Raw genomic sequence first — 20,437 nt, forward strand, 5'->3', positions numbered from 1 at the left:
AACCGTCTGGCAACACACCCGCTTGCCATTCCTTTCTGGAGCAGTGATGCATAAGCAAACCAAAATCGCCGCCGCGGTCCTGATGACCGTCGGCGGTCTCAGCGCTTGGGCCCAACAAGCCCCCGCGGAACCGCAGCAGATCGAGCGAGTGACCGTCACCGGTTCGGCGATCAAGCGCATCGACGCCGAATCCTCGGTGCCGGTCACCATCGTCAAGATGGCCGATCTGCGCAGTGCCGGCGTGACCTCCGTCGAACAGGTGATGGCCAACCTGGTGGGCGTCCAGCAGTCGACCAACGCGGCACAGTCCATCGGCTCGGGCAGCGGCGGCGCCTCCTTCGCCGACCTGCGCGGCATCGGTGCCGACAAGACCCTGGTGCTGTTGAACGGCGAGCGCATCGCCAACAACGCGGTCGACGGCTCGGCGCCCGACCTGAACATGATCCCCTTCGCTGCGATCGACCGCATCGAAGTGCTGCGCGACGGCGCCTCGGCCCTGTACGGCACGGACGCCATCGGCGGCGTGATCAACTTCATCACGAAGAAGAGCTACAACGGCGGCACCATCACGCTGGGCTATGACAGGCCCAAGCATGCAGGTGGCCGCGCCAAGAGCGCCAACGTCGGCTTCGGCTTCGGCGAGTTGGACAAGCAGGGCTTCAACCTCTCCGGCTTCCTCAGCATGAAGAAGGAAGACCCGATCGCCGGCAACGAGCGCGACTTCAACAAGCGCATCGTCGGTGGCCTGTCCAACAGCACCGATCCGGCCAACTACACCCAGGATTTCAGCGCGCTCTACAACCCGGCCGCTCCGGCCTGCGCGGGCACCGCCCTGATCCCGATTGCCGGCGGCACGCAATGCAAGATCGTCACGCCCAACTTCGTTGACTTCGCGCCCAAGTCGGACACGGCGTCCGGCATGCTCAAGGGCACGCTGCGCGTCAATGATTCGCTGGAACTGGGTGCAGAAGGCTTCCTGACCCGCAACCGGGTCACGACGCGCATCGCCCCCGTGCCCTACGGCGGCTATTACATGAACCCGACCATGCCCAATGGTCAAAAGAACCCCTATTTCCCCACGGCGCACATCGACCCGACCTTCGATGACGGCACGGCCGGCCTTACCATCTTCAACCCCTCTGCTGCCTTCGCCAACCCGGTGGCCGTGCAGCCGGGCTTCGCCTACGTCTTCTGGCGCGACTTCCCCAACGGTTCGCGCGCCCAGATGAACGAGAACAAGCAAAGCCGCATCGTGCTGTCGGCCGAAGGCAACGCCCTCAACTGGGACTACTCGGTCAAGTTCTCGGCCAACAAGAACACGGTCGACCAGAACCTCACGGGTGGCTACGGCGACGGCGACATGATCGGCGAAGGCCTGCTCGAAGGCGTCATCAACCCCTTCGGCGCCCAGAGCGCCGCCGGTACCGCCCTGCTGGAAAAGGCGGCCCTGAACGGCAAGCTGCAGACCGCCACCGGCAAGGTCAACATCTTCAAGATCACGGCGAGCCGCGAACTGGGTGACTGGTTGGGCGCTGGCCGCCCGGCGCAGATCGCCGTGGGTGGCGAGTACCGCAAGGAAAACTTCGATTCGCACCCGGTCAAGGAATTTGCCCAACTCGTCTCGGCGTCGACCGGCGTCGATCCGGAGGCGACTTCCAAGGGCACGCGCAAGGTCGGCGCCCTGTACACCGAAGTCAACGTGCCGGTGAACAAGATGCTTGAGCTGACCGGCTCGGTGCGCTACGACAAGTACAGCGACTTCGGTGACAGCACCAATCCCAAGCTGTCGTTCCGCTTCCAGCCCAGCAAGGAAATGCTGTTCCGCGGCTCGGCATCGACGGGCTTCCGCGCGCCGACGCTGTTCGAGCTTTACAGCTCGACTTCGTTCACCAACACGGCCGGCAACTTCAACAACCCGATCAACTGCCCGGGCGGCACCCCCATCCCCGGCGCATCGCAGGCCAACTGCAATGGTCAGTTCCAGGTCCAGAACGGCGGCAACCCCAACCTGAAGCCTGAGAAGGCCAAGAACTACACCCTGGGCGCCGTGTTCGAACCCATGGCCGACCTGAGCCTGGGCATCGATTTCTGGGCGATCAAGATCAAGAACGCGATCGCCGTGCTGCCGCAGTCGACGCTGTTCCAGAACTACACGCAGTGGCAGCAGTACTTCCACTTCGCCCAGCCCGGCAACCTGCTGTCCATCACCAGCAACTGCCCGGGTCCGAAGTGCGGTTACGTTGAACAGCTGAACCAGAACCTGGGCGGCACCAACACCAACGGTATCGACCTGAGCGCCCAGTACCGCCTGCGTTCCAACGTCGGCCAGTTCGACTTCGCGTTGAACAGCACCTTCGTCAACAAGTACGAGTACCAGGACTACCCGTCGGGCCCGTGGAACCAGAACGTTGGCATCTACTCCGGTGCCGGCCCGATCTTCAAGTGGCAGCACAACCTGACGGCCAACTGGGCCTACAGCAGCTTCGCGCTGGGTACGGCGGTGCACTACAAGTCCGGCTACGTGGACTTCACGCCGACCAACCACGTCTCGGCATTCACGACGACCGACCTGTACGGCAGCTGGTCGCCGATCAAGGGCGCTTCCCTGGTGCTGGGCGTTCGCAACCTGTTCGACCGCGACCCGCCGTTCACCAACCAGGCCGACCTGTTCCAGTCTGGCGGCTGGGATTCGCGCTACGCCAACGCAGCAGGCCGCACCTACTACGTGCGCGGCACCTACTCGTTCTAAGCTCCCAACGGGCTCAGCCCCGAAAGCCGCTCAGCTTGCCTGAGCGGCTTTTTCTTTGTCGTGGCCAAGGCCGACCGCTACAGCGGCGACCTGCTTTGACTTGAGGTCCTGAGCGGGAGCACCAGCGCACCCTCCGGAAAGCGGGTGCTCATGAAGTCGACGAAGGCCTTCACCTTCGGGCTGGCCAGGCGCCGGGAGGTGTGCAGCACCCACAGCTCGACCTCTTTGCCGTCCAGGCTGCCCCACTGCACCAGTTCGCCGTCATCGACTTGCTGCCCGACGATGGACCGCGGCACCAGCGCGGCACCGGCGCCGGCCAGCGCGGCGTCCCTGAGCATCAGCATCGACGAGAGCCTGAGCACCGGCACGGGCTCGATCAGCAAGCGGCCCTCGTCGACAGACCAGGTCTCGCCGTCCCGATAGGCGCTGACGACGGCGGGCACACGCACGGCCGCAGCGCCAGGCGCGGGCCTGGCGATGGACGGCGCGGCGACGACCACGAGGCGGTCCTTCGCAAAACAGCGGCCCACCAGCGCCGTGTCGACCCGCGGGTTGGGGCGGATGGCGACGTCGAACTGCTCGTCGACGAGATCCACCACGCGGTCTTCCGCCACCACCTCCAGAGTGACGTCGGGATAGAGCCCGCGGAACTCCGCGCACAGCCGCCCCATCGCCAGCTGTGAAAACAGGATGGGTGCCGCCACGCGCAGGCGCCCGACCACCTTGCCGCTGCCTTCCCGCGCCGCGCCGATCGCATCGGCCACCTCGTGCATGGGCCCTTCGGTACGGCTGAGCAGCAGCTGGCCGGCCTCGGTCAGCTCCAGTCCCTTGCCGCCGCGCTCGATGAGGCGCACGCCCAGTTGCTCCTCCAGGTCCGCCACGCGCCTGGACAGCGTGGCCTTGGAGCGCCGGCTGGCCCGGCTGGCTCGGCCAAAGCCACCGTGCGTGGCCACGAGGTTGAAGTCGGTCAGGGCGTTCAGGTCCATATCGTCTCAATTCGAAGACACATTGTCCTGATTTTGGCGTCTGTGTTTATGGATTGCAACGGCCTATCTTTCGTCCAAGCCAGCGAAACAAATCGCCTGGCCCTGGTCCTTCCCCTCAATCAGCTTTCAAGAGAGTCCATCATGAGCATCCTCGTCATCGGTTCCACCGGCACCGTCGGTTCCCTCGTCGTCCAAGGCCTGGCCAAGCAAGGCGCCCAGGTCAAGGCGATGGTCCGCCGCACCGGCGCCCTGTCCCTGCCCGCCGGCGTCGAGGGCGTCGTCGCCGACCTCGGCGACGTGAACTCCCTGCGCCTGGCGATGAGCGGCGTTCGCACGCTGTTCCTGCTGAACGCCCTCGCCCCCGACGAGGTCACGCAGTCGCTGCAGGCGCTCAGCGTCGCCCGTGAAGCCGGCATCCAGCGCATCGTCTATCTGTCGGTCATCCACGCCGACCTCTACACCGACGTGCCCCACTTCACCGGCAAGCACACCGTGGAGCGCATGATCGAAAGCCTGGATCTGCCGGCGACCATCCTGCGCCCGGCCTATTTCATGCAGAACGACGCCGCCATCCAGTCCGTCATCGAAGGCTACGGCGTCTTTCCGATGCCCATCGGCGCCAAGGGCTGCGCGATGGTGGACGTGCGCGACATCGCCGACATCGCCGTGGCCGAGCTGCTGCGTCGCGACCGGTCGCCGGAACCCCTGCCCCGCCTGACGCTGGAAGTGGCCGGCACCGAGGTCTTCACCGGCGAGACGGCCGCCGCTGTCTGGGGCCAGGCGCTGAATCGCGAGATCCGCTACGGCGGCGACGACGTGCAGGCCTTCGAGGCACAACTGGCCGCGCAGCACGTGCCCGCCTGGATGGCCTACGACCTGCGCCTGATGATGAGCCGCATCCAGCAGCTCGGGCAGATTCCCGCCGCCGGCGCTACCCAGACGCTGGAAAAGATGCTGGGCCGCCCGCTGCGGACCTACCAGGCCTTCGTGGCCGAGCGGGTGGCGACCTAAGGCTTGCTAACCAGGACGACGCCGGCCAGCACCAGCAGGCTGCCGGCCACGAAGCTGGGCGACAACGCCTCGCCCAGCAACCAGACACCCAGCAGCACGCCAAACAGTGGCGTCATAAAGGTGAAGGCGCCCAGGCGCGAGGCTAGGTAGCGACGCAGCAACCAGAACCAGGCCAGGAAGCTGGCGAAGGACACGACCAGGCTCTGGAAGGCGAGGTGGGCCCAGACGGCGGCAGTCGGCTCGAAGCGCCACTGACCCGTCGCCCAGGCACCCGGCAGCAGCAGCACGAAGGCGCCGAGCAGCTGGTAGCACAGCGTCTCGGTCGCCGGTGCGGCGGCCAAGCGCGTACACCGGATGGTCACCGTCGTAGCGCCCATGGCCAGGCCGGCCAGCACCGCGAGCAGATCTCCCAGCAGCGCAGAGCCGTCAGGGGCCAGACCGCCGCGCAGGAAGGCCAGCGCGATGCCTCCGAATGCCAGGCCTATGCCCGCCCAGCGACGCCGGTCGAGGCGCTCGGCCGGCAGCCGCCAATGCAGGCCCAGGGCCGTGAACAGCGGCGAGGTGTAGAGGAAGACGACGACGTGGGAAGCCTGGGTCAACTGCAGCGCCAGGGCCACGAGCAGGAATTCCAGCGCGAACAGCGAGCCCGCCGCGGCGCCGGCTGCCCAGCGGCGGCGATCCAGCGCCTCGCCGCGCCAGCGCATCAGACCGGCGAGCAGCAACAGGGCGATGCCGGAGCGCAGGCCGATCATCAGCATCGGGCCGGCCTGCGCCGTCACCGCCTTCAGCGACACCTGCTGCAGGCCCCAGAGGCAGCACAGCAGGAGCATGACGCCGCCGGCGCGGGCGTCGAGCGGGCCGGCCGTGATGCCGGGCGGCCGGGCAAGCTTGGCGGGTAATGCGGTTGGGGCGGGATTGAGGTACTTCATGGCCGCCAATGTGCCGGTCGGCCGCGAATCCGAAAAGCACATAATTCGCTTCCAAATCATCCGCTTTTCGAATTCATGCGCGATCTGCAGATCGACTGGCTGAAATGCTTTGTGGCCACCGTCGATGCTGGCTCCCTGTCCAGCGCCGCGGCCGAGATCCACCGCTCGCAGTCGGCCGTCAGCATGCAGCTCAAGAAGCTGGAGGCGGCCGTCGGCCACCGCCTGCTTCGGCGCGATGCGCGCCAGTTGGAACTGACGCATGAGGGCCAGACCCTGCTGGGCTATGCGCGACGCATGCTGGACCTTCAGGCCGAGGCCCAGGCGGCGCTGCGCGAGGACGATGTCTCAGGTGTCGTGCGCCTGGGCGTACCGGATGACTACGCCCGCAGATACCTGACACCGGTCCTCAAGCGCTTTGCGCCGCGCCATGGCGGCGTTGAGATTCAGCTGGACTGCGAGCAGTCGACCTCGCTGATCCCGCGCGTGGCGCGTGGCGATCTCGACCTGGCCCTGGTTTCGCGCGACCACGCACGGCGCGGCACCCTGCTCTTCCACGAGCCCATGGTCTGGGTCGGCTCCCCGCAGTTTGAGATCTGGCGGCGCGACCCGCTGCCCATTGCAGTCTACGAGGAGGCCAGCCTGGGCCGGCGCAGCGCCATCAACGCCCTCGCCCTGCAGGGCCGGCCCTACAAGATCGTCTACAACAGCTCCAGCCTGGCAGGGCAGATCGCAGCCGTCGAGAGCGGCCTGGCCGTGGCCGTGCTGACGCAGTGCAGCGCGCCGGCGCATCTGCAACTTCTGGGCGCCGAACAGGGCCTGGGACCGCTGGAGCCGATGCAGGTAGCCGTCTACCGCAGCAAGACGTCCAAGGGCAACAAGGCGGTGGACAGCCTGCGGCGGATGCTGATCGAGACGCTCAGGGTGTCGGGCTGATACGCACCATCATCACGCCGTGAGGCTTCACGCTGCCGCCGACCTCGCCCGAGACGCCGCGGGTCTTCTTGCCCGACCACAGGTCGTGGACCTCAGCCTTGATGCGCGGCGCGAGGTCCAGCTGCTCCCACGTCACCTTGATGTCGGCCGCCGTTTCGCCGCGGTTGAACAGCACGGCCGCACGTTCGCCACCGGCCAGCGTGCGCACCCAGACCTCCAGGTTGCCCTGGCGCCAGACGCGACGGCCCTGCCGGCCCAGCGGGTCCTGGTCAACCTTGATGACTTCGGCATTGGTCAGGATGCGGCGGGTGTCCGCATCCATCTTCGCCATGTCGTTGCCCGCCACCAGCGGCGCGGCCAGCATGGCCCAGATCGAGAAGTGGCTCTCGTACTCCGTCGTCGTCATGCCGCCGTTGCCGACCTCGAGCATGTCAGGGTCGTTCCAGCCGTTGGGCGCGGCGTCGGCCCACAGGTCGGCATTCATGTCGATGATGTCCAGCAGGCCGTGCGACCACTCCTTCTTGCCCTTCCAGGCGTCCCAGATGTCGCCCGTCGTGCGCCACAGATGGCCGACGGGATGGGCCCAGCGGCCGGGCTGGCTGCCGCCCCATTCGCAGATGGACAGCACGATGTCACGGCCCGATTCGCGCAGCGCCTTGGCCATGATGGTGTAGGCCGCTTCGGGGGTGCGCGGGCCGGTGTAGCACCAGTCGTATTTCAGCCAGTCCACGCCCCACTTCGCATACTGGCGCGCATCCTGGAACTCGTGGCCAGCGCTGCCGGGGCGGCCACCGCAGGTTGCGGCGCCGGCATCGGAATAAAGGCCGAACTTCAGGCCCTTGGAATGAACGTAGTCGGCCAGTGCCTTGATGCCCGATGGGAAGCGCTCGGGGTCGGCCTGGATGTTGCCGTCCGCGTCGCGGCTCTTCTGCCAGCAGTCGTCGATGACGATGTAGCGGTAGCCCGCGTCTTTCATGCCGGAGGCGACCATCGCGTCGGCCTGCTGGCGGATCAGGGTCTCGCTGACGTTGCAGGCGAACTTGTTCCAGGAGTTCCAGCCCATCGGCGGCGTAGGCGCGAGATTGGGCTTGGGGGCGTCGAGTTTCAGTGTCTCGTGCGGAGCGGCCTGGGCGCCGGCAATGAAGACGCAGGTCGACAGGGCCAGCAATGCGCGGCCGAGCCAGGTTGAAGTCATGGGGAAAACTCCGAAAAAAGTCAGACGGTGCCGCGGCGCGCTTCCAGCTCGGCGCGGATCTCGTTCATGCGCCGCTCGGTCAGGAAGTAGCGGGACACGATGTAGAGGGCGATAAGCAGCCCGAGGATGGGAATGCCCGACAGGGCGACCCGGATCATGAACAGCGCATCCTCGCCCTGCACCGGCAGCTTAGCGTTGAAGCCGGTGAACATCAGCACCCAGCCGGAGGCGCCGTTGCCCAAGGCGAGGCCGACCTTGGAGATCCAGGAGCCGCAGGCGGCGAACGAACCCTCGCGGCGCTGTCGGCTGCCGAGCTCGTCATGGTCGATGACGTCGGCCATCGCCGAGCCGTAGATCGTCCAGAACCCGGCACCGACGAAGGCCACGCCGCCGCTGGCAAACAACTGCAGCCAGGGCAGCTGCGGGTTGTAGAAGAACCAGTCGCCGACGAAGGCGAGGATGCCCAGCACCAGCACCGTCATCAGCGCATTGCGCTTGCCCCAGTGCCTGGCCACCCACCCGGCAAAGGCGATGCCAACGAGGCCGCAGACCAGACCGGCGATGCCCATCATCGAGTTCCACTTGGTGGCCTCAACGACGTTGCCGGCGCAGACGTAGTAGACGGTGGCGTAGTAGCCCAGCATGCCCACCATGGAGGTGGCCATGTTGTAGGCCATCATCGTGCCCAGCATCTGGCGGAAGGGCTTGTTCTTCAGTGTGCGGTACAGGGTGTCCTTGAAGGGCACGCGCTGCCGGGTCTGCGCCACGACCTTCTGGTAGTAGCGTTCGCGGGTCAGCAGGAAAATGGCGATGGAGACCACCACCATGATGCCGCCCAGGATGCTGGTGTAGACCTGGGCACCCAGCAGGATGTCCGGATTGCCCTTCGCATCATTGAAGAAGGCCAGCGTCGTGAACTGGGCCGCCACGAACATCGCCAGCTCGGGGAGCTTCTGGATCGCGTTCTTCCATGACATCACGCGCGTGCGCTCGTGGTAGTCGGGCGTCATCTCGGCGCCCAGGCTGTTCCAGGGCATGTTGAAGCAACTCATGACCGGCACGTACAGGCAGGTCGAGACCAGCATGAAGATGAAGTATTCGTTGTCGCTCCAGCCGCGGCCGACGGCGAACATCAGTGGCAGGCCGATGCCGGCGAGGATGCCGCCCACCAGGATGAAGGGGCGGCGGCGCCCCCAGCGCGTGCGGGCGTTGTCGGAGAGCCAGCCGAACAGCGTGTCCGAAACGGCATCGACCGCGATCTTCAGGAAGATGACCGTGGAGATCAGCCCCGGCGCCACGCCGAGGAAGATGTTGAAGACGTGAAAGGCTAACGACTGGTAGAGCCAGTGGCCCCACATATCCAGGAAGGAGCCCAGGCCGAAGCCGATCTTCTGCCGCGCGGGCACGCGGTCGGCCGCAAGTGTTGGCGCTGGCGGCACGGAGGCGGTCGGGCGCTGCACGGGCGGCATGGCGGCCCCTTCGGGATCGGCGATCAAGACTGTCTCCTTCGCCTGGCGCTGAGCGAGGCGGTATTTTTAGTAAACAGTCCTATTTTCGTTCGTTGATCGCACGAACGAAAGGCGGTGCAACTACCTAGGCAGCCACCTAGACAGCTGCGGTCTTGCGCCTGGCCTTGCGCGGCGCGGCCTCGGCTTCAGGCGTCGCGACGAAACGGGAACTCTCGCGCACGACCAGTTCCACCGGCAGCGACGCGTCATTGGGTGCGACATCGCCTTCGATGAGGGCGCGTGCGGCGACGTTGCCAAGTGCTTCCTTGTCCATCTTCACAGTGGACAGGGGCGGCTTGTTGCGGGCAGCCTCCTCGATGTCGTCGTAGCCGATGAAGCGGATGTCCTCGGGCACCCGCAGGCCACGCTCAAGGCAGACCTCGATGGCAAACATGGCCGTCGAGTCGTTGTAGGCAAAGACCGCGTCCGGGGGGTTGGGCAGGGCCAGCAGGCGGCTCATTGCATCGCGGCCGGCGTCGCCGTATTCCAGCGCCGGGTCCAGCGTGACTTCGTAGTCGGGGTCGAACAGGCGGCCGGCCTCGAACAAGGCGCGGCGGAAGCCCTTGGCGCGCAGCGACGTCGAGTAATGCGCCAGCGGCCCGAAGATGGCGGCGATGCGCTGGGAACTGCCTTCCAGCAGGTGGCGCGTCGCCAGCCAGGCGCCGAGCTGGTTGTCGTCATTGACGCAGCGCACGCCGGGGTAGAAGTGGTCCACGAGCACCAGCGGCAGTTCGCAGCGGCGAATGGATTCCATGGCCTCGGGGTCGAAATAGCCGGCACCCAGCAGCGCCTCGGCCTCATGGCGGCGTACCTGGCCGGCCACGTCGTCACCTGCCAGCACCGACATGATGCTCAGCGGCACGCCGGCCTCGCGGCAGGCCGTCTCGGCGCCGTGCAGCACATAGGAATAGAAGGGGTTGTTGGCCAGCGAGCCGAGGCTGCGGCTGTACAGGAAGAGCATGCGGCGTGGCTTGCCGGTGCGCAGCTTGCCGACGTCATAACCCATCTGCTGGGCCACGCCGAGCACCTGGGCGCGAGTCTGCTCCGACAGGCCGGGCTGGCCCTTCAGCGCGCGCGACACCGTGCCGATGGACACGCCCGCGGCCTCGGCCAATTCGCGAATCGTCACTCCCTTGTCGGCCATCACCCGAGCTCCCGCTGTTGTTTAGCACGTCGCATCGGGCGCGATTGTGCATCGGCACCCCAGCGGCCCCGGGTACACCCTGTACCGGGGGCAAAACCTAGGCTGGACATTGTTCACTAAACAATCGCTGTTGCATAGAATATTTCCGAACCACCGACGAAGCGCGCCAAGCGCCGCCGCCATGCTCCCCTGCCCCATCGCCGTCCTCGGCGAAGCCCTGGTCGACGAATTCCATGACGGACCCGTCGCGGGTGGCGCGCCCTTCAACGTGGCGCGCTCGCTCGCCGCCCTGGGCGCGCCGGCCCTGTTCATCAGCCGCATTGGCGCGGCCGATGACAACGGCCGCCTCGTGCTCGACAGTGCGCGCCGCTACGGCCTGGACAGCGCCGGCGTGCAGCGCGACCCGCAGCACGCCACCGGCCGCGTCAGCGTGCACGAGGACGCCGGAGGCCACCACTTCGAGATTCATGGCGACGCCGCCTGGGACCATATCGACGCCGCGGCCGCCCGCCCTCACCTCGCTGAAACGGCGCCAGCGTGGCTCTACTTCGGCAGTCTGGCCCAACGCCAGCCCGCCTCGCGCGCGGCCCTGCGCGCCCTCGTCAAGCCTTTCACCGGCACGCGCTTCCTGGACTTGAACCTGCGGGCCGGCACTGAAACCCGACTGCTGGCCGCCGAGTCGCTGATGCTGGCCGATTGGGTCAAGGTCAACGACGAAGAACTGGCCCAACTGGCCGGCTGGTTCGATGCCGGCGCGCCCGACGACGCCGGCCGCGCCAGCGCATTGATGGCACGTTTTGCACTGCAACGCCTGGTGCTGACCTGCGGCGCAAGCGGCTGGCGCTTCTACGCGCCGGGCGGCGTGCTGCTGGCGCAGGGGGCTGGCGTCACCCAGCCGCACATGATCGACACCGTCGGCGCCGGCGATGCCTTCACGGCCCTGCTGCTGGCCGGCCTGTCGCTGGGCCGTGACCTGCCCGCCACGCTGGCCCTGGCCAATCGCTACGCCTCCTTCATCTGCGGCGTGCGCGGCCCGCTACCCGCCGAACCTCTTGCCCTGCAACCCTGGCGCACCGCCCTGCATGCGCTGCCGACCTCTGCCTGAACGACTGCCCGACATGGACCTGACTCCGCCTCCCACCTCCCTGGCCGACCTCGTCGCGCCGCCCGCCGGCTCGGCCATGCGCCGCCCCGGCTTCATCTTCGGCGCCGGCACCTCGTCGTACCAGATCGAAGGTGCCGCACACGAGGACGGCCGCCTCGAATCCATCTGGGACCGCTTCTGCGCGACGCCGGGCAAGGTGCTGCGCGGCGAGAACGGCGATGTGGCCTGCGACCACTACCACCGCTTTGAAGAAGACCTGGACATCCTGCAGCGCCTGGGTGTGGACGCCTACCGCTTCTCCATCGCCTGGCCGCGCGTGATGGACGAGGCCGGCCGGCCGAATGCGAAGGGCATCGACTTCTACAAGCGCCTGCTCGATGGCCTGACCAAGCGCGGCATCCGCGCCTTCGTCACGCTGTATCACTGGGACCTGCCCCAGCACCTCGAAGACCGCGGCGGCTGGCTGAACCGCGAAACGGCCTACCGCTTTGCCGACTACGCCGAGCTGATGAGCCGCGAACTCGGTGGCGGCCGCGTGGCGGCCTGGACGACGCACAACGAGCCCTGGTGCTCAGCCTATCTTGGCTATGGCGACGGGCACCACGCGCCCGGCCTCAAGTCCAACCGCTGGGCCGCCCAGGCCATGCACCATCTGCTGCTGGGGCACGGCCTGGCGCTGCCCATCCTGCGCGCCAACGACCCGACGGCCTTGCACGGCATCGTCGCCAACTGCGCGCCGGGCTATGCCGACACTGACACAGCCGAAGACCGCGATGCCGCTTCGCTGTTCGAGACCTACCAGAACCGCTGGGTGCTGGACCCGCTGCTCAAGGGCGAATACCCGGCCGACCTGTGGCGGCTGTGGAAGGGCTGTGAGCCCCTGGTGCTGCCCGGCGACATGGACCTCATCAAGCAGCCCATCGACTACCTGGGCATCAACTTCTACAGCCGCGCCGTGCTGCGCTCCAAGGGCCCCGACACCATCGACTGGGTGCGCCACCCCGAGGTCGAGCGCACGACGATGGACTGGGAGGTCTACCCGCAAGGCCTGCAGGACCTGTTCGAAGCCTTCAAGCGCGACTACGCCAATCTGCCGCCCCTCTACATCACCGAAAACGGCATGTCGAGCGACGACCAGGTCAGCGCCGGCGAGATCGACGACCAGCAACGCCAGGCCTACATCAAGCAGCATTTCGCGGCATGCTCACGTGCCATGGACAACGGCGTGGACGTGCGCGGCTATTTCATCTGGTCGCTGCTGGACAACTTCGAATGGGCCTTCGGCTACGAGCGCCGCTTCGGCCTCGTGCATGTCGACTTCGAGACGCAGCAGCGCACGCTCAAGCGCAGTGCGCTGGCGTATGCGGACTTCCTGAAGGAGCGCGCCGCGGCGCGTTGAGCATGGATATCCGGCGCGTCGTCATCCTCGGCGGCGGCTCTGCTGGCTGGATGTCGGCCGCCGCACTGACGACGGGGCTGCGCGGCGTCGCCGTTGAGCTGGTCGAGTCCGAGGAGATCGGCATCATCGGCGTCGGCGAAGCCACTTTTCCGTCGATCCGCAGCTTCAACGACATCCTCGGCATTGACGAGGCTGAGTTTCTCGCCGCCACGCGCGGCAGCTACAAGCTCGGCATCCAGTTCTGCGACTGGAAGCAGCGCGGCGAGCACTACTTCCACACCTTCGGCGACTTCGGCCCACTGGACGGCCCGATGGCGCTGTGGGGCCAGCTGCGCCGCCTGCAGACAGGCCCTGGCACGCCGCTGGGCGAGTTCTGCCTGCCGACGGTGATGGCGCGCCAAGGCCGATTCTGCAGGCCTGCAGAAGGCGAGGACAGCCTGGCCTCGCGCTACACCTACGCCTACCACTTCGACGCGACGCTCTACGCCGCCTTCCTGCGCCGCCTGGCCGAAGGTCGCGGCGCGAGGCGCACTGAGGGGCGCGTCGTCGGCGTGGAGCGCCACGAGGACGGCCGCGTGCGCGCGTTGCGCCTTGCCGACGGGCGCGAGGTCGAGGGCGATCTCTTCATCGACTGCTCCGGCCTGGCGTCGCTGCTGATCGGCCAGACGCTCGAGCAGCGTTTCATTGACTACGGCCACTGGCTGCCAGTGGACCGCGCCTGGGCCGTGCCCACCGAGCGCGCACCGGGCGATCTCGCGCCCTTCACGCGCTCGACGGCGCTGGAGGCCGGCTGGGCCTGGCGCATCCCGCTGCAGGACCGCACCGGCAACGGCCATGTGTTCAGCAGCCGCTTCATCGACGAGGGACGGGCGCGCGAACAGCTGCTGGCCCAGCTCGACGCGCCGATGCTGGCCGAGCCGCGGCTGCTGCGCTTTCGCACCGGCCACCGCGAGCGCTTCTGGGTCAAGAACGTCGTCGCCATCGGCCTGGCCGCCGGCTTCCTGGAGCCGCTGGAGTCCACCGCCATCTTCATGGTGCACAACGCGCTGGGCCGGCTCATTCCGCTGCTCGGCGAGGCCGACCACGCACAGGCCGCGGTCGGCTTCAACGTGCAGCAGCTGCGCCAGTACCAGCGCATCCGCGACTTCATCATCCTGCACTATGCATTGAGCGAGCGCCGCGACAGCGAGTTCTGGCGCACGCTGACGAGCATGCCGCTGCCCGAGTCGCTGGACTACAAGCTGCATGCCTGGCGCGAGACCGGCACCCTGCATGCCTACGACAACGAGGCCTTCGACACGGCGAGCTGGCTGGCCATCCACGCCGGCATGGGCGACTGGCCGCGGCGCCGCAGCCCTTGGCCGGACGAGATGCCGGCTGAGTTGGCAGCCCGCTATCTCACCGAGCGCCATCAGGCCATTGCCGCGCTGGCCGCCGGCATGCCTGACCACGACAGCTTTCTGCGTGCACGCTTGAGCGGTGCTGCGGGATAGCGCCCATGCCGAAAATAGTGCGCGTCCATAGACTCGCGCACAAGAAATACGGGGACTCGAATGGAGAACATCGGCAAGCCGCTACGGCGGGTCGTGATCGTGGGCGGTGGCGCCGCGGGCTGGATGTCGGCGGCAGCGCTGAGCGCGGTGCTCAAGCCCCCGTATGAGATCCGCCTCGTCGAGTCCGACGAGATCGGCATCATCGGCGTCGGCGAGGCGACCATCCCACCCATCCGCATGTTCAACGGCCTGGCCAAGATCGACGAGGCGGAGTTCCTCAAGGCCACGCAAGGTACGTTCAAGCTCGGCATCGAATTCGTCAACTGGGGCCGCCAGGGCGAGCGCTATTTCCACGGCTTCGGCGGCGTCGGCCGCGAGGCGCTGTGGCCGGTGGACTTCTCGCAATACTGGCTGCGCCTGCGCGCGCTGGGCCGCGCGCTGCCGCTGGACGCCTACGTCATCTCCAACATGGCGGCCAAGGCCAACCGCTTCATGCTGCCGCGGCCGGACATGCAGAACTCGCCGATGGCCGCACTCGGCTATGCCTATCACTTCGACGCGTCGCTGTACGCGAAGCACCTGCGTGCCCTGAGCGAGCAGCGCGGCGTGCGCCGCACCGAAGGCAAGGTCGTGCGCGTGCTGCTCAATGAAGAACCGGGGCCAGCCGAAGGCCATGTGCGCGCCGTGCAGATGGAAAGCGGCGAACTGGTGGAGGGCGACCTCTTCCTCGACTGCTCCGGCTTTGCCAGCCTGCTGATCGAAAAGGCCCTGGGAACCGGCTTCGAGGACTGGAGCCACTGGCTGCCCTGCGACCGCGCCGTGGCGGTGCCCAGCGAGAGCACGAGCCCGCTGCTGCCCTATACGCGTTCGACCGCGCACCGGGCCGGCTGGCAATGGCGCATTCCGTTGCAGCACCGCGTCGGCAACGGCCATGTCTATTCCAGCAGCCATGTCAGCGACGACGAGGCCGCCGGCGTGCTGCTGAAGAATCTCGACGGCCAGCCGCTCGCCGACCCGCGGATCATCAAGTTCCGCACCGGCATGCGTGAGGAGGCGTGGCGGCGCAATGTGGTTGCCATCGGCATGTCGGCCGGCTTCGTCGAGCCGCTGGAGTCGACGGCCCTGCACCTGATCCAGATGGGCGTGGCCAAGCTCATCGAGGCCTTCCCCCACAGTGGCTTCGACGCCCTGGAGATCGCCGAGTACAACCGCCAGAGCCGCGAGCGCTACGAATACGTGCGCGACTTCATCGTGCTGCACTATCACCTGAACCAGCGCGACGACAGCGAGTTCTGGAAGGCCTGCGCGGCCATGGCCATTCCCGAGGCCCTGCGCTGGCGCATGGCGCTGTATGCCTCCAGCGGCCGCCTGGCCAATGTCGACGGCGACCTGTTCCGCGAGCCGAGTTGGCTGGAGGTCATGGAAGGCCAGAACCTGCGCCCCAAGGGCTGGCTGGCGCTCGCCGAGCTGCAGGGCGTGGAGGAGACGGTGGCCTACTTCAAGGGCGTGTCCGACACCATCGCGCAATGCGTGGCCGTGATGCCGGAGCACGCGGAGTTCGTGCGGCGCTACTGTCCGGCGATGCCAGTCTGATCACGCGAAACGGCTGAGCGAGGTGGAACTGCTCTCCGTCTCGCCCGACGCGATCGACGCCCACCCGCTGATCCACGAGTACTTCGGGGCGCTGTTGAAGCGGGAGCAGCCCGAGGCGTTCCAGGCGGCCCACTCGCGGCTGTTCGACTATCTGTGCGAGAACACGCCGCACCGCCCGGACGGCCTCGACGGACTGGCCCCGCTCTACGAAGCCGCCACCCACGGCTGCCGCGCCGGACGACAGCAAGAGGCGTTTAGGTCGGAGCGACGGGCCTTGCGTCGAGGACCTGGTCCGCAAGTTCCGGAAGTGACGGCCGAACGGCGGGTTGCCTGAACCCGCCATGTCGGCCTACGCTTTCGCATCCAGCCGCCCGCTTCACTTCGGATCGAAAGCCATGACCTCACTGCCGTCCCGCCGCCGATTCGCCGCTGCGCTGCTGCTTGGCAGCCTGGCAGGTGGCTGCGCTGCCGCCGGCGAGTCGGTGAGCATCCCGCCGCCGGCCCAGGATCCGGCACCCACGGCAACCGGCCTGCAGACCGCGGTGTTCGCCGGTGGTTGCTTCTGGGGCGTGCAGGGTGTGTTCCAGCATGTGCAGGGCGTGCAGCAGGCCGTCTCCGGCTACGCGGGTGGCACGGCGAGCACGGCTAACTACAAGCAGGTCACCAGCGGCCGCACCGGCCATGCAGAGGCGGTCGAGGTGACGTTCGACCCATCGCAGGTCACCTACGGCGCCTTGCTGCAGGTCTTCTTCTCCGTGGCACACAACCCGACGCAGCTGAACCACCAGGGACCGGACATCGGCCGCCAATACCGCTCGGCCCTGTTTCCCGCCGACGCGGCGCAGCGCGAGACGGCCCAGGCCTACATCGCGCAATTGGACGCGACAGGGCTCTACGGCAAGCCCATCGTGACCAAGGTGGAGAACAGGGGCAACTTCTATCCCGCCGAGAAATTCCATCAGGACTACTTGGTCGACAACCCGCGAGACCCCTACATCGTGTTCCACGACCTGCCCAAGATCACGGCGCTGAAGCGGCTTTTCGGCGAACGGTTCAGAAGCGAGCCCATGCTGGTGAAGCAGGCGCGTTGATCCTGGCCCAGTGGCCGACGCGCATAAAAAAAGCACCGCGGAGCCAACCGCGGTGCCGGGTCTTGCGAGTGGCGGGCGGGCCGGGCGGCCCGCCCTTCGTCAAGCTCAGAAGCTGTACTGCATGCTGACGCGATAGCCGCGGCCCGACGTGAAGTAGTTGTGGCCGATCATGCCGATGTGCTGCTGCATGATCTGCTTGTACGTCTTGTTCGTCAGGTTGGTGGCATCGACACCCAGGGACAGATCGTTGCCGATCTTCAGGTGCAGACCTGCGTCGACCTGTCCATAGCCGTCAGCCCAAAGCGGCAGGCCCACGGGCAGGTTGTGCTGACCAAAGTTGGCGCTCGCCGGGTTGGTGTCCAGCGCATTGGTCTGGTTGGGGCCGGTGTTGTCGGAGTTCAGCGCCACGCCGTAGAGGTATCTGCCGCGGTAGTTGTAGGCAATGCGGGCAGAGACCGGACCACGGTCGTAGAGCAGCGCGATGTTGAAGGTGTTCTTCGACAGGTTGTCCAGCGGCATATCGCCGAAGGAACGGCCATCGGTGTCACAGCCGTTGATGTACAGGTTCAGGTTGTCCTGGCCTGCGCCGGGCGAGCAGTAGCCCGTGTACACCGCGTTGTAGCGCTTCACCTTGCTGTCCACGTAGGTGTAGTTCGCCTGCAGGCCAATGCCCTGCAGCAGCGAGGGCAGGCCCTCGAAGTACTGCTGGTAGGCCACTTCGAAGCCGCGCGCATAACCCTTGGCGCCGTTGACCGGGCCGTTCAGCACGAAGTTGACCGGCTTGCCGTTGGCGTCGTTGACCGTGCGGTTGAAAGCCTGGTTGACGATGATGTCCTTGAGGTTCTTGTTGAAGACGGCGGCAGTCACGGAGCCGTTCTTCGCGAAGTACCACTCGGCCGTCACGTCTTCCTGGTCGGAGCGGATGGGCTTGAGCTCGGGGTTGCCGCTGGCCGTGCCGGTCAGGTTGATCTTCTTGACGTTGGGCGGCACGCTTTGCGCATCGACCTCGATGGTTTGCGACATCGACAGGAAACCCTGCATCTGGCTGAACTGCGGGCGCGCCAGGGCCTTGGACGCAGCAAAGCGGAACTGCAGCGCGCCGTCCGCCGTGGCCTTCCACTTCAGGTTCAGGCTGGGCAGGTAGTCCGTGAAGCTCTGGTTGAAGTTCTGCTCCTTGGCGAACGGTGTCAGCTGCGGCACGGCCAAGCCAACCGCCCCGGGCGGTGCGGCCTGCGTGGTCAGGATGGTGTAGCCGTCGGCCTGGTTCTTGGTGTGGACTGCGCGCAGGCCGACGTTGCCGTCGATGGGCAGGCCCACCTCATCGAAGGAGAAGCGCAGCTGTGCATACCCCGCCGTGGTGGTCTCGGCCTGGGTGTTGCGACCGGCCGGGTCGGTGCCGAAGGAAGTAGGAGCCCACTTGCCGCCGCCCTGGATGCTGTTGGCCTGCTGCGGGCAGCCCGCACCATCCCAGCCCGGCTTGAAGTTCGTGCACTCGTTCAGGTAGAGCTGGTGCAGCTTGTTGTAGCTGTTGGGCCAGTCGAAGGCCACCGAAGCCGCCGGGAAATACAGCGACGGGAGGTTGGCCTTGCCGCCGCCCATGAAGTCGGCGTAGTTGTTCTTGTAGGTGGGGATATCCGGCGCCTTGGTGATGTAGGCCAGGTCGCCGATGTTCCAGCCCACCTGCCAGGCGTGGGTGATGGTCGCCCAGTTGTAGCTCGGGTTGCTGTTGATGGTCTCGGCGTCGCGCTTGGCGATGCGCACGCCCACGCGCAGGTCGTTGAGGATCTTGTTGTCGTGGAAGACCCAGCGCGCATCACCCTTCCAGGCTTTTTGCGTGCCCTTGCCCTTGTCCAGGTGGTCCATCATCATCGCCCAGTAGTACTTGCTGGGGTCGTTGAGGACGGCCATGTCACTGGCGTCGAACACCAGGCGCGGCATCGAGCCGGTGTAGTCCACGGTCTCCTTGGGCAGGGCTACAGCGGTGCCGACCGTGGAGTCGAAGTTGTTGGTCTTGGAGCGGATGTACTGGAAGTCAGACGTCAGCGTCAGCTGCTCGTTGACCTTGCCGGAAATCTTCCAGGCCAGTTCATCGGTCTGCGAGTTGCGCTTGGAGTAGCGCGTCTGGTTCTCGACCTCGATGCCGGTGTAGTTGCCGTTGGCGTCCTTCTTGCCGGTCAGCACGCCCTTGGTCATCACGCCGTTGGCGTCGTAGGTGCCGTCCAGCACCTCGACGTTGTAGGGGTCGACCTGGGCGCTGACGTTGTTCTCGTTCCAGTTGAACTTGAACTTGGAACGGAAGAAGGTCAGCGAGGACTCGACGTCGTCCTTCTTCCATTGCAGCGCGCCGTAGATGCCGTCGCGCGTGCGGTCGTAGAACTGCTGCTTCCACGACATGTCGCGGGAGAACCAGGTCGGGCTGGTCGGCGTGGCCTTGTAGAACGGGTCCAGCACCAGGCCGTCCGTGCGGTTGGAACTGAGCGAATGCGCCACGTCGATCAGCGCGCCGAACTTGCCCGCGTCGGTGTTCCAGGTGTTGGACAGCAGGCCCGAGACGCTGGGCTTGTTCTTCTTGGCCAGGCTGTTGCGCGAGACGTCGAGCGAAATCGAGCCCTTGAAGCCGGGAAAGTCGAAGGGCAGGGCCGTGCGCAGGTTCACCAGGCCGCCGATGGCGCCCTCGATCTGCTCGGCCGAGGGGTTCTTGTAGACGTCCACGCCGGCCATCAGCTCGGGCGGCACGTCCTCGAAGCCCAGCGTGCGGCCCTGGTTGGCGCTGAAGGTTTCGCGGCCGTTCAGCGTCGAGCTGACATAGGTCAGGCCGCGGATGTTGACGCCCGACCCTTCGACCGAGAAGTGCACCGGGTCGTTGGACGACGACACCCGCGACATCGTGGCCCCGACGATGCGCTGCAGCACCTCGGACACCGAGCGGTCGGGCAGCTTGCCGATCTCGTCGGCGACGACCGAGTCGACGATCTCGTCTGATTCCTGTTTGAGTTTCTGCGCCGACGCAAGCGCGGCGCGGCGCCCAGAAACAATGACGGTCTCCAGGGCCTGAGGCGCCTTGTCAGCCGCGGGTGCTGCCGCTGGAGCTGGCGCGGGCGTGTTCTGCGCCAGCGCCGGTGTGGCTGCCCAAACCAGCGCCTGCACGGCCGCCAGGGACAGCGTTGTCCTCTTGAAATGTCTCATCCTCTTTGCTCCTCTTCGGTGGGAAACACTCAGCCCTTGCGGGCCTCGTGCCGGTCCTGCTGGTTTCTATGCCGCAGGTATTTGGTAACGCTAACAATGTCCAAGTAATCGGACA

At 66.6% G+C, this 20,437-nt stretch carries 15 protein-coding genes; 9 read left to right on the plus strand and 6 right to left on the minus strand.

Annotated features, from left to right (window positions below; translation table 11 throughout):
- Positions 1 to 46: 46 nt before the first annotated feature.
- Entirely contained in the window at positions 47 to 2,749 is a 2,703-nt protein-coding gene (locus ACXJKM_RS16285; protein ID WP_457353692.1) for a TonB-dependent receptor, read from the plus strand.
- A 77-nt stretch (positions 2,750 to 2,826) separates the two neighbouring features.
- Here the strand turns inward: ACXJKM_RS16285 and ACXJKM_RS16290 are convergent, their stop codons facing one another.
- Positions 2,827 to 3,735 carry a LysR family transcriptional regulator gene (locus ACXJKM_RS16290; RefSeq protein WP_457353694.1) on the minus strand — a complete coding sequence of 303 codons (909 nt, stop codon included), beginning with the start codon at positions 3,733 to 3,735 and terminating at the stop codon, positions 2,827 to 2,829.
- Positions 3,736 to 3,876: 141 nt separating this feature from the next.
- Here ACXJKM_RS16290 and ACXJKM_RS16295 point away from each other — a divergent pair, with 141 nt between their 5' ends.
- A complete protein-coding gene (locus ACXJKM_RS16295; RefSeq protein ID WP_457353696.1) occupies positions 3,877 to 4,746 on the plus strand; it encodes an SDR family oxidoreductase in 870 nt (289 codons plus the stop codon).
- Here the strand turns inward: ACXJKM_RS16295 and ACXJKM_RS16300 are convergent.
- Positions 4,743 to 5,576, minus strand: a complete 834-nt coding sequence (locus tag ACXJKM_RS16300; RefSeq protein ID WP_457353894.1) for a DMT family transporter — start codon at positions 5,574 to 5,576, stop codon at positions 4,743 to 4,745. The two genes, ACXJKM_RS16295 and ACXJKM_RS16300, sit on opposite strands and share 4 nt — an antisense overlap.
- 174 nt (positions 5,577 to 5,750) lie before the next feature.
- Between ACXJKM_RS16300 and ACXJKM_RS16305 the strand changes: the two genes are divergently transcribed.
- On the plus strand, positions 5,751 to 6,608 hold the full coding sequence (locus tag ACXJKM_RS16305) for a LysR family transcriptional regulator (protein WP_457353698.1): 858 nt from the start codon (positions 5,751 to 5,753) through the stop codon (positions 6,606 to 6,608).
- On the opposite strand, the gene ACXJKM_RS16310 is transcribed toward ACXJKM_RS16305, so the two are convergent.
- The 3 genes from ACXJKM_RS16310 to ACXJKM_RS16320 all read right to left on the minus strand — a co-directional run bounded on the left by ACXJKM_RS16310 (position 6,592) and on the right by ACXJKM_RS16320 (position 10,455).
- Complete coding sequence (locus ACXJKM_RS16310) at positions 6,592 to 7,803, minus strand: glycoside hydrolase family 27 protein (RefSeq protein ID WP_457353700.1); 1,212 nt, start codon at positions 7,801 to 7,803, stop codon at positions 6,592 to 6,594. The genes ACXJKM_RS16305 and ACXJKM_RS16310 overlap by 17 nt on opposite strands.
- A 20-nt stretch (positions 7,804 to 7,823) precedes the next feature.
- Positions 7,824 to 9,299, minus strand: coding sequence for an MFS transporter (locus ACXJKM_RS16315; protein WP_457353702.1), 1,476 nt, complete (start codon positions 9,297 to 9,299; stop codon positions 7,824 to 7,826).
- Positions 9,300 to 9,408: 109 nt separating this feature from the next.
- Positions 9,409 to 10,455: a LacI family DNA-binding transcriptional regulator gene (locus ACXJKM_RS16320; RefSeq protein ID WP_457353704.1), complete on the minus strand. Its 1,047-nt coding sequence runs from the start codon at positions 10,453 to 10,455 to the stop codon at positions 9,409 to 9,411.
- A gap of 181 nt (positions 10,456 to 10,636) precedes the next feature.
- On the opposite strand from ACXJKM_RS16320, the gene ACXJKM_RS16325 reads away from it, so the two are divergent.
- From ACXJKM_RS16325 to msrA, 6 genes are all read left to right on the plus strand, one after another.
- Complete coding sequence (locus ACXJKM_RS16325; protein ID WP_457353706.1) at positions 10,637 to 11,560, plus strand: PfkB family carbohydrate kinase; 924 nt, start codon at positions 10,637 to 10,639, stop codon at positions 11,558 to 11,560.
- A gap of 13 nt (positions 11,561 to 11,573) precedes the next feature.
- Positions 11,574 to 12,959 carry a GH1 family beta-glucosidase gene (locus ACXJKM_RS16330; RefSeq protein WP_457353708.1) on the plus strand — a complete coding sequence of 462 codons (1,386 nt, stop codon included), beginning with the start codon at positions 11,574 to 11,576 and terminating at the stop codon, positions 12,957 to 12,959.
- A gap of 2 nt (positions 12,960 to 12,961) precedes the next feature.
- Positions 12,962 to 14,452: a tryptophan halogenase family protein gene (locus tag ACXJKM_RS16335; RefSeq protein WP_457353710.1), complete on the plus strand. Its 1,491-nt coding sequence runs from the start codon at positions 12,962 to 12,964 to the stop codon at positions 14,450 to 14,452.
- Positions 14,453 to 14,512: 60 nt separating this feature from the next.
- Positions 14,513 to 16,045, plus strand: coding sequence for a tryptophan halogenase family protein (locus tag ACXJKM_RS16340; RefSeq protein WP_457353712.1), 1,533 nt, complete (start codon positions 14,513 to 14,515; stop codon positions 16,043 to 16,045).
- A 22-nt stretch (positions 16,046 to 16,067) separates the two neighbouring features.
- The gene (locus tag ACXJKM_RS16345; RefSeq protein ID WP_457353714.1) at positions 16,068 to 16,379 is read left to right on the plus strand and encodes a hypothetical protein; all 312 of its coding nucleotides are present in this window, start codon (positions 16,068 to 16,070) and stop codon (positions 16,377 to 16,379) included.
- A gap of 61 nt (positions 16,380 to 16,440) precedes the next feature.
- Complete coding sequence (gene msrA, locus ACXJKM_RS16350; protein WP_457353716.1) at positions 16,441 to 17,136, plus strand: peptide-methionine (S)-S-oxide reductase MsrA; 696 nt, start codon at positions 16,441 to 16,443, stop codon at positions 17,134 to 17,136.
- A 105-nt stretch (positions 17,137 to 17,241) separates the two neighbouring features.
- On the opposite strand, the gene ACXJKM_RS16355 is transcribed toward msrA, so the two are convergent.
- Positions 17,242 to 20,322: a TonB-dependent receptor gene (locus ACXJKM_RS16355; RefSeq protein ID WP_056203880.1), complete on the minus strand. Its 3,081-nt coding sequence runs from the start codon at positions 20,320 to 20,322 to the stop codon at positions 17,242 to 17,244.
- Positions 20,323 to 20,437 lie beyond the last annotated feature (115 nt).

This window comes from Roseateles sp. P5_D6 (genome assembly GCF_054049415.1).